This window comes from Bradyrhizobium sp. LeoA1Lang, assembly GCF_055413685.1.
In genome coordinates, this window is sequence record NZ_JBVAPG010000247.1 from 1 (window position 1) to 8,313 (window position 8,313).

An 8,313-nucleotide genomic window follows, 5' to 3' on the forward strand; every position below is an offset into this window, starting at 1 on the left:
AGCCTTCGTGGTAACGCTTGTCATGGCGTGGTCTCCAGCCCGGCGCGTCAACGCCGGGTGATTCGAGGTTGATCACCCCGGAGACTACGCCACTTTCAATTCCAACCGCTTTTCGGACGGCACCGGGACTTGCCGCGTGGGAGCAGACGATCGAGCCGTTCTCACGCCTTCTCTCAGAGTGAGAGGTACTGAGAATTTGTGGGTTGCGGACGCCTCCATCTTCCCTCGCCATATCGCTGGAAATACCAATGCGACCTCTATGATGATCGGAGAAAGGGCTGCAGATCTCATTCATCCGTAGGCATTGTTCCGTTAGTCCACATTGGAGAAAATCCTCCGCGCGGGTTACCGGCCTAGGATAGGAACAATGGAAACAGGCACACGGCCATAAACCGCTTGAATGCACCAATAGATGCACCAGAGTAGCGGCGTGACGATCGTGGCATTGCGCAGCAATTAAATCTCATGCCGGCGAACGGCGTGAAGGAGCTCACGGCAACGGGCACATCCTTGCAACACGTGAATTCCTTGCTTGAACACCTCTTCCTCGAGTGCCTCTCCTGAGGAGAAAGTCTGAGTTTCGTCAGTTTTCCGGGGATTACGGCTCCCGCTCGCGATGTCTGCTCTGTTCGTCCGGCGGTCTTGGTGTCAGACGGAAGAAATCGAAGCAAGAGGGAGCCTGTTCCATGACCACCGCCAATGAGATTGCCGAGAAGATCGCCGGCGAGAACAGCCTGACAAAGACACAGGCGAAAGCCATCGTCGACGGCGTGTTCAAGGCCATCGCTGTTGCAGCCGCGAGCGGGGCCGAGACAAGTATCGCCGGCTTCGGCAAGTTCAAGGACACGCCTGCCCGCGAGGGCCGCAATCCGTCGACCGGCGCAACGATCGCGATCGCGGCTTCCAAGAAGCTTACCTTCACACCAGCCAAAGCCATCAAGGACGTCCTCAACGGATGAGCGAACCGTTGCACGGTGTGCTGTAAGTCGCTCAACGAGGGGGCTTACGTCCCCTCCTCCTTGGGCGCGAGTGACTCGTTGCGCTGGCGGATGAGCTCGGCCAGTTCGGCTTCGAGCGCCTTGCGCTCCGCGGGCGTGAACAGGCATTCCCGCAGCTCAGCGCGCAATTCCTCAATAGTGTCGACGGTCATGAGGGCGTCTCCGATTGAAAGGAAGAAGACCCCGCCTTGCGGCGGAGCCCTCTCGCGGCATCCTCAGTCCCGGTTCGGCCGGGACCAGATCAGCTGCAGGCCTTCCTCGCCCTCCACCTCGATCAGGGTGGCGTAGATCGGAGCGGGGAAGCTCGGGTCATCCAGCTTGACCGAGAGGTAGTCGCGGCCCTCGTTGGAGACCTTCTGCCAGGCCGCGCCCAATTCGACACTTGCGCCTGCGAAGATGCGGAAGTGCGGTCCCTTCTCGGAGGGGTTCTCGACGCGGACCAGCTTGGCCTTGACGTTGAGGTTCAAAGTCTTGATGGCGCCGGAGAAGCCGTTGCCCATGGAGGTGAAGCTGCCGATGGTAGCCATTGTCTCATTCCTGGTTTTCTCGGGCCGCGCCTATCGCGACCTCGATGGCGGTCGTGAGACCGGGGGCGATCGACCTGCACCCGAAGGGCCGAAACAAAGTGGAGGGCGGCCGGGAGCGACTTTCTTGAATCGCGAGGAATGGCGCGCAGCGACAGGGGAAGAAAGTCGAGGACGGACGTTGCGGGGACAAGATCGAGAGCCCGCGTAGCGGGATCGGCCTTCGGTCAGACCAGCCTCTATCGAGGACGCAGATGGGTGTGCCCGTCGCGAAAACACGTGGAATGAAGACAGGCGCCCCTGGCCATTCGCATCTCGAGGCAACGAGCACAGGCCCCAAGACGCGGTTTCCTCAACCAGGCCACTTTGGCGGCGCGCATCCCCGCGCGAGGGGACCGCCGCTGTCAGCAATCGCGGCGCATCTGTCGAGGTCGCTGCCGCAACATCGCCAACGAGCCTGCCGACGGGCTTGTCGTGCGGATGCAACCTCGCCGTACCAGATCCATGCCACCGCTCAACTGCGGAGGCGCCATCGCCAGCGATCTGCCACAACGCAATCGCGAACGGCATCCGCGAGAGGGCTTCGCCGCGAGGCGGGGCCTCTTTTCTTTTCGAACGTGACTTGCGATCTACCAAGACGCCATGCGCAACGAGCGCCACAAGCATGGTGGAGTGCACGACCGCGTGGAGGGAAATCGCGCACAGGACAATCGGGGAGGGCACGACGCCCACCCCTCGCATGCACGGAGCATGAAACATCAGGCGGCCTCCCGCTCGCTTTCGGCCTTCGGCTGAAGGCTGTGCAGATACGCAACCGCGCGCTGCGCATGGGCCGCAGCAGAGAAGATTGCACGCCGATCGTTAGAAAGAACGGAGACCCAGCTTGCCACATAGGCCGCATGATCCGGTCTCGGTTCGAGCTCGGGGACGATGCCAAGGTCGGCGCAGACGAGCGCCGACCCAATTTCGGCAACAAGTTCTTCCCGCGCCCTCTCGCTGCGATCTTTCGCGTAGCGGCTGAGATCGCGGCCGACACGGCGAGCATCCGCCGTCCAATGAATGTGCTCGTGTTAGGTCACGTCCTCAGCGCGTCCTTTCTGTCATCTCCTTGAACTCGAATCAGGACAGTTTGTGGCCGCGATGCGTTGCTCCGCCGTGCGGGGGCGGGCCCGAGGGCCCGTCCCCGAACGGCGGGCGGCCTCGATTGAGGGTTTCGGCTTGGTGGACCTGCTGTCCACGACCGATGAGTTTTCGCCCAACGGGATGCCATGCCCGGGTGTGCCGATGCTTCTTGATCAGGAGATGCGGCTGGTTGAGCCGGCTTGCGCGTGGCTCTTGCATGTTGCTCTCGTGAGGGGACGCACGCGCAGTCACCAGACTTGGCGCACCTACGGAGAAGCCCTTTACGACTGGTGGCGGACGCTCGAAGCCAATGAATGGGCCTGAGACAAAGTCGGGGTGGCGGAGATTGCCGCTTATCGAGATCGGATGCTCTTTCGCCCGAGCGATCACACCAGGCGGGCGTATGCCCGGAGCACCATCAACGGTCGCCTCAGAACGTTGGCCCTGTTCTATCGCTGGTGCGTTAGTGCAGGTCTCACTGACAGCGCGCCATTCACCACAACTGAGCTGGCCCTGTCGCGACGTCGGCCGCAAGGCTTCCTTGTTCATGTTGATGCCAGCGGTGGACGACAGGTCGCCAACGAACTGACGGTCCGACAAACGGCGGTGCTACCAAAGCCGTTGTCGCCGGCCACATTGCGGCGGGTGATGGCCGGACTGGGCTCGCGAGACCGGTTGATCATCGAGTGGGCTGTCACCACCGGTATGCGCCGGATGGAAGTGGCAGGATTGAGACTGCGGGCGCTTCCGCGATCCAATCCGGACGTCCTGGCGGCGGTCAAGATTGAAAGTACCAAGGGTGGCAAGGCACGGATGGTTTATCCGCCATTGCCTTTAGTCGATCGCACGCTTGCCTATGTGCGCGAGGAGCGCGCCGTCATTGTTCGGCGTGCCAGATTGCGGGATGACGATCATGCGGAGCCAGATACAGTCTTCCTGACGGAATCTGGTCGCGCGGTCAGTGCTCGCCGTGTTGGTGCAATGTTCGCCGGCTCAGCCTCCGCAGCAGGTGTGACGACAAGCTTCCACGCGTTACGGCATACCTTCGCCACCGCGATGCTGCGGTTCCTGCAACGGCGGGCGCAAGACGAACCGGACCTCAATGGCACGGCGGCGCAAGGATTATCGGCTCGATCCGTCACCCGCACCACTTGTAGGTGCGCCTGGTTCTCTGGTGGTCAACTTCCTTGATCCGAACGGTCGGCCGGAGAGCAAATTCGACTTCTCGGTTTATGGCAAGGCGCCAAGGGTCGCTGCCGAGATCGCGCTTGCCTTCCGTCACCACCATGCTGGGCATAGTCCGGGTACGCGTGAAAGCGCCTTCCATGCACTTCGTCGCTGGTTTGCGTTCCTCAATGACCACACCCCAGTCATCGCGTCGATGCGGGAGGTTGATACGGCTGCGCTGGGGGCCTTTATTGCCTGGCTCGACACCAAACCCTGGACGAAGAGTTCTCGCCATGGCAGCTGGTCCGTGCTCAAGCAGATGGTCCGCTGGCTGAAGCACAATCGGCCCGAGCTTGTCGCTTCCGATTTGGAAATCCCGTTCAACGCCTTCCCGCGCAAGAATGCGGAGATGCGCCCGAGAGAGGCGCTAAGCCGATCAGAAATGGAAGCCGTCCTGTCGGCAGCGAGAAAAGACATCGAGGCGAATTGGTCGACCTTCCAGACGGGAAAAGCTCTGCTGTCGCAGGTCGATCGCAAGGCCATCTCACGGGAACGGGATCTCGGCCAGCTCGACCTTGATGATCTCGGCGTAATGCTTACCGTCATCGTTGAGCATTACGGCGGGCTGGTTCCTCCGCACAAGGTCATGCTGGAGCGAGGCACCGGCCGTTGGCGGCTGCACTTCGCCGCGCTCAGGCATGGCGGCGGCCAGAAGCTCGCCAGCTACCTTCACACCCTGCCCGAGACACTGATCCCGTACATGATCGCCATCGGGGCGCAGAGCTATGCAAATCCCGAGGCTCTTCGCGAGCTCCGGCGGGACTGTATGAGCGATCATCTGCTTCTTGATGGCCGCCAGGTGATGACATGGTCGAAAGGCCGTTCGCATCGGGTGCAGCGTCGAAGCTTCCTCAGCGACAAAAGCCTGTCGGTGCCGAACCTTGTCGACCAGGTTCTGGAGATGACCGCGCCGTTGATACCCCATGTTCCGGCGCATGATCGAGAGCGGCTCTTTCTGGTCGCGAGCATAAACGGCACGCGCGCGATCAAGCTGATCCCCGACTATCTGGTGAGCCGGCACGTCGGATTGTTCGCGCAGCGCCATGGTCTCGTCGACGAGAAAGGAGCTCCGCTTGCACTGACTTTGGCCGCGCTGCGAACCACGGGGCTCACACTCGCGCATGAGGCGCTCGGTCACGATATCCTGAAAACCCAGGTCCTCGCCAACCACGCCACTCCGGATACAACGCAACGCTATATCGATCGACCGATCGTACGAAGGGCGCAGGAGCGCGTCATCGGCAATCTACAGGCGCGCTTCGTTGATGTTGTTCGTGGTGCAGACGGTCTTGATGAAAGCGATGGCGGGCCGGCAGTCGATGCCGGATATGCCACCGCTGCCGGCTTCACATGTAAGAATCCGCTCGCCGGCGTCGCAGAAGGCCAGAAAGCTGGTCGGCTGTGCACGGCATGGCTGGGCTGCTTCACCTGTCCGAACGCTGTAATCCCTCTCGATCCGAATGTTCTGGCGCGGTTGCTGTCGACGCTCTTGTCGCGGCGCGCCAAACGCTAGCGCCGGACCGGTGGAGGCTTCTCTATGCGCCGAAACTGGAAATCCTCGAGCACGATATCCTGCCGCGCTTCTCACCGGAGCTGCATCTGGTCGCGTCCGTGAAAGCGGCGCCGGCTTTGCCGGTGATCGAATGTAAACGCGGCCCGCTGGAGTTGTCGGTACTGTCGGGTGGTCGGATGCTCCGCTCTCGTCACGGAGCCGGTTCGGCGATGATGAATGGCTGCTCGACATCCGCACCGCCGGTCGGCGCGCCGACCAGAACAGAATAAGCTGGACGGTAGCCTTGCCCGAGGGAGCCGTCATCAACGAGGGAGCGTGGCGCGGCCTCCATCACGCAGCAAAGCAGTTCCTGTGGTCGAATAACAACCAACCCACCGACTGGCCGCAAGCGTCTGTCACCGTCGTCGGTCTACAGCAAGGGGCTGACGCTTAAGACCATGATCAAGTGGATGGCGCTCGATGGGTTGGAGACGTTCAGCAGTGTCGATGCTGCGGCAGTGGAGCGGTTGCGTGCCTGGCTGCTGGCACGGCCTGGATACAGGGCAAAGTTCATCGGCGCGAACACTATCGTCAACTACATGGTGGTGCTGAAGGACCTCTATCGCCAGCGAGCCAAACTCGATGATGCTCCCCTGGTCGATCCTCTTCCGCAAGAAACGACCTATGAAGCGGCGGGGGTGACGCCGGGGACGAGGGGCTCGATCCCGTTCATCCCTGATGCCATTGCAATCTCTTTGCTGAACATTGCGCTGCAGTGGGTAGAGGAGCATGGCCCAACGATCGTGAAAGCGGACGCGATCCGTCGTGAAGCCCGGACACTTGGACGGCAAACCTCCTACCATGTTCGCAGGGCATTGCGTCGTGCAAACCAGAGAGATCCTGCCGGCGAAGCACTCCTCGGAGCCTATGCGGTCCGCCACGCCGCCACTGACCTCGTCGAGGCCTGCTACATCGTCATTGCCGGCTTCGTTGGCATGCGCGTGAGTGAGATCCTGTCGATGGAGGTCGGCGCCATCGAGTTCCGTCCCATCGGCGAAACCGGCGTCGACCAAGCCTACGTTCTGGCGCGACTGTTCAAGACGGTCGATCAGCAGGGTGGACGATTGGAACGCTGGATCGCTCCAGGACCAGTTGTAGAGGCGGTCGCTTTGCTTGAGAAGTTAAGCGCTCCGCTTCGCGAGGCCTCTGATAGGCGTGAGCTCTTCCTTGTGAAAAATACCCAGTACGGCGAGATCGTACCGGTGACGCAGATGCACATCAGCTAGCGGATCAACGACTTTGCCCGCCACGTCGGCGTGCCCATGCATGAGGGAAAACCCTGGTTGTTCAGTAGCCACCAGTTCCGCAAGACCTTCGCCCGCTTCATCGCCAGAAAGGACCGGTCGCAGCTTCTCGGCCTTGCCGAGCACTATAAGCACGCGTCGGTCGCTATGACCGCTCGCGGGTATGTCGGCAGCGACTTCGATCTCCGCCAACTTATCGACCACGAAAGTCGCGCCGAAACAGCCACAGCGTTGGAAAGAATGCTGCTGAGCGATCGGCTTGCTGGTCGTATGGGTGAGCGAATCGTCGCGGGTAACGGTCGATTCCGGGGACGCGCGGGCGAACAGGTGCGTAGAGATTATATCGAGTTCGTCCTCAATGAGACCAACCTGCGAATCCACGCCTGTGACTACGGCTGGTGCGTGTTCCAGTCGGAGACCAGCCGTTGCGGAGGTGAAGTCGGCCCCAGCGAGGCGGGTCGGAGCCCATCCGTCTGCCTGAGCTGCGCCAACATGGTGATTGAGCCGCGCCACGCGCCTTACTGGCGTGATCGTCGAGCCCGAAATGTGGCCTTGATCCCTGATGCCAACGAGATGACGGCCGCCGTTCTCACAGAGGTGATCGAGCGGTGTGCGGATTCCGAGATGATGGTGCGCACCGTACCGAGTTGATGGCGCGCAGGGTTCCGAAATGATCGCGCGCAGCATTCCGAGCATTCTCCGCGCAGGATTCCGATTTGATCGCGCGCAGTTTCGGATGGTGTGAGGCCTGATCGTTGGGCCATTTCTCCGGCTGGAAACAGCTTGGAGAATTGGATGCCGACGAGGAGGGTTATCATGCGCCAGGTGCGCGAGATTGTGAGGTTGAGCCTTGAGGCTGGGCTCTCGACGCGCGTGGTTGGCGAGCGTGTCGGCGTCGGGCCGACGACGGTACGTGACACGCTGAAGCGGTTTGCGCGCGCGGGTCTGGCGTGGCCCGTCCCGGAAGCGATAAGCGACGCCGAGCTGGAGCAGCTGCTGTACGGGGTGCCCGGCGTGAAGCCGGGTCGCCGCAAGGTGGCCGAGCCTGACTGGTCCGTTGTTGCCCGCGAGCTCAAGCGCAAGCACGTGACCTTGCAGGTGCTGTGGGACGAGTACATTGCGGACCATCCGGACGGGTACCGGTATAGCCGTTTTTGTGACTTGTTCCGCAACTGGGAAGGCCGGCTGCCACTGGTGATGCGCCAGCACCATGGCGGGGGCGAGAAATTGTTTGTCGACTATGCCGGCGACACGGTGCCGGTGGTTGACCGTAACACTGGCGAGGTGCGTGACGCGCACATCTTCGTCGCGGTCATGGGCGCATCCAGCTTGTCGTTCGCGCTAGCGACGTGGACCGAGCAGCTCGGCGACTGGATCGCGGGACATAACGCGGCCTTCAGCTTTTTTGGCGGCGCGACGCAACTGCTGGTGCCTGATTTTGTTACCGGTAACAAAATCGCAGTTATGTGCCGGACATCGTTATGTGCCTGGCAACGGCTTGAGCCGGTCTCTCGGGGGAGGATCGCGGGCGTGTAGGCACATAATGCGCTACAGTGAATTGAGCCAGTCGAGGAGGGTTTTGTCGTCCTTCCAGGCGACGCGAGCCCGGGACACCGTTGAAATATCGGAACCCAGTTCGCAGGCGC

Annotated in this window: 8 protein-coding genes and 3 pseudogenes; 8 read left to right on the top strand and 3 right to left on the bottom strand. The window is 61.6% G+C overall.

Annotation, left to right across the window (positions count from 1 at the left end; translation table 11 throughout):
• Positions 1 to 112 precede the first annotated feature (112 nt).
• Positions 113 to 301: pseudogene (locus ACZYOF_RS40435) on the top strand (GMC oxidoreductase); the annotation flags it as partial.
• 385 nt (positions 302 to 686) lie between these two features.
• Positions 687 to 959, top strand: a complete 273-nt coding sequence (locus ACZYOF_RS40440; protein ID WP_463719238.1) for an HU family DNA-binding protein — start codon at positions 687 to 689, stop codon at positions 957 to 959.
• 44 nt (positions 960 to 1,003) lie between these two features.
• On the opposite strand, the gene ACZYOF_RS40445 is transcribed toward ACZYOF_RS40440, so the two are convergent.
• The 3 genes and pseudogenes from ACZYOF_RS40445 to ACZYOF_RS40455 all read right to left on the bottom strand — a co-directional run.
• Positions 1,004 to 1,150 (bottom strand): hypothetical protein, encoded by a 147-nt coding sequence (locus tag ACZYOF_RS40445; RefSeq protein ID WP_463719239.1) that lies wholly within the window; start codon positions 1,148 to 1,150, stop codon positions 1,004 to 1,006.
• Positions 1,151 to 1,213: 63 nt separating this feature from the next.
• Complete coding sequence (locus ACZYOF_RS40450) at positions 1,214 to 1,525, bottom strand: DUF736 domain-containing protein (protein WP_463719240.1); 312 nt, start codon at positions 1,523 to 1,525, stop codon at positions 1,214 to 1,216.
• A 755-nt stretch (positions 1,526 to 2,280) separates the two neighbouring features.
• Positions 2,281 to 2,592, bottom strand: a pseudogene (locus ACZYOF_RS40455) (zincin-like metallopeptidase domain-containing protein); the annotation flags it as partial.
• 148 nt (positions 2,593 to 2,740) lie between these two features.
• Between ACZYOF_RS40455 and ACZYOF_RS40460 the strand changes: the two are divergent.
• From ACZYOF_RS40460 to ACZYOF_RS40485, 6 genes and pseudogenes are all read left to right on the top strand, one after another.
• Positions 2,741 to 2,968 (top strand): hypothetical protein, encoded by a 228-nt coding sequence (locus ACZYOF_RS40460; RefSeq protein ID WP_463719241.1) that lies wholly within the window; start codon positions 2,741 to 2,743, stop codon positions 2,966 to 2,968.
• Positions 2,969 to 2,980: 12 nt separating this feature from the next.
• Complete coding sequence (locus tag ACZYOF_RS40465) at positions 2,981 to 3,835, top strand: tyrosine-type recombinase/integrase (protein WP_463719242.1); 855 nt, start codon at positions 2,981 to 2,983, stop codon at positions 3,833 to 3,835.
• Positions 3,747 to 5,384 carry a site-specific integrase gene (locus ACZYOF_RS40470; RefSeq protein ID WP_463719243.1) on the top strand — a complete coding sequence of 546 codons (1,638 nt, stop codon included), beginning with the start codon at positions 3,747 to 3,749 and terminating at the stop codon, positions 5,382 to 5,384. The genes ACZYOF_RS40465 and ACZYOF_RS40470 overlap by 89 nt, the downstream gene beginning before the upstream one ends.
• A gap of 437 nt (positions 5,385 to 5,821) precedes the next feature.
• Positions 5,822 to 6,649 carry a hypothetical protein gene (locus ACZYOF_RS40475; protein ID WP_463719244.1) on the top strand — a complete coding sequence of 276 codons (828 nt, stop codon included), beginning with the start codon at positions 5,822 to 5,824 and terminating at the stop codon, positions 6,647 to 6,649.
• A gap of 57 nt (positions 6,650 to 6,706) precedes the next feature.
• Positions 6,707 to 7,318: a hypothetical protein gene (locus tag ACZYOF_RS40480; protein ID WP_463719245.1), complete on the top strand. Its 612-nt coding sequence runs from the start codon at positions 6,707 to 6,709 to the stop codon at positions 7,316 to 7,318.
• Positions 7,319 to 7,483: 165 nt separating this feature from the next.
• Positions 7,484 to 8,134, top strand: a pseudogene (locus tag ACZYOF_RS40485) (helix-turn-helix domain-containing protein); the annotation flags it as partial.
• Positions 8,135 to 8,313: the final 179 nt, after the last annotated feature.

Excerpts from the sequence above, each read along its gene's own strand:
- ACZYOF_RS40440 (WP_463719238.1), top strand. The coding sequence starts at position 687 with ATGACCACCGCCAATGAGATTGCCGAGAAGATCGCCGGCGAGAACAGC.
- ACZYOF_RS40445 (WP_463719239.1), bottom strand. The coding sequence starts at position 1,150 with ATGACCGTCGACACTATTGAGGAATTGCGCGCTGAGCTGCGGGAATGC.
- ACZYOF_RS40450 (WP_463719240.1), bottom strand. The coding sequence starts at position 1,525 with ATGGCTACCATCGGCAGCTTCACCTCCATGGGCAACGGCTTCTCCGGC.
- ACZYOF_RS40470 (WP_463719243.1), top strand. The coding sequence starts at position 3,747 with ATGGCACGGCGGCGCAAGGATTATCGGCTCGATCCGTCACCCGCACCA.
- ACZYOF_RS40475 (WP_463719244.1), top strand. The coding sequence starts at position 5,822 with ATGATCAAGTGGATGGCGCTCGATGGGTTGGAGACGTTCAGCAGTGTC.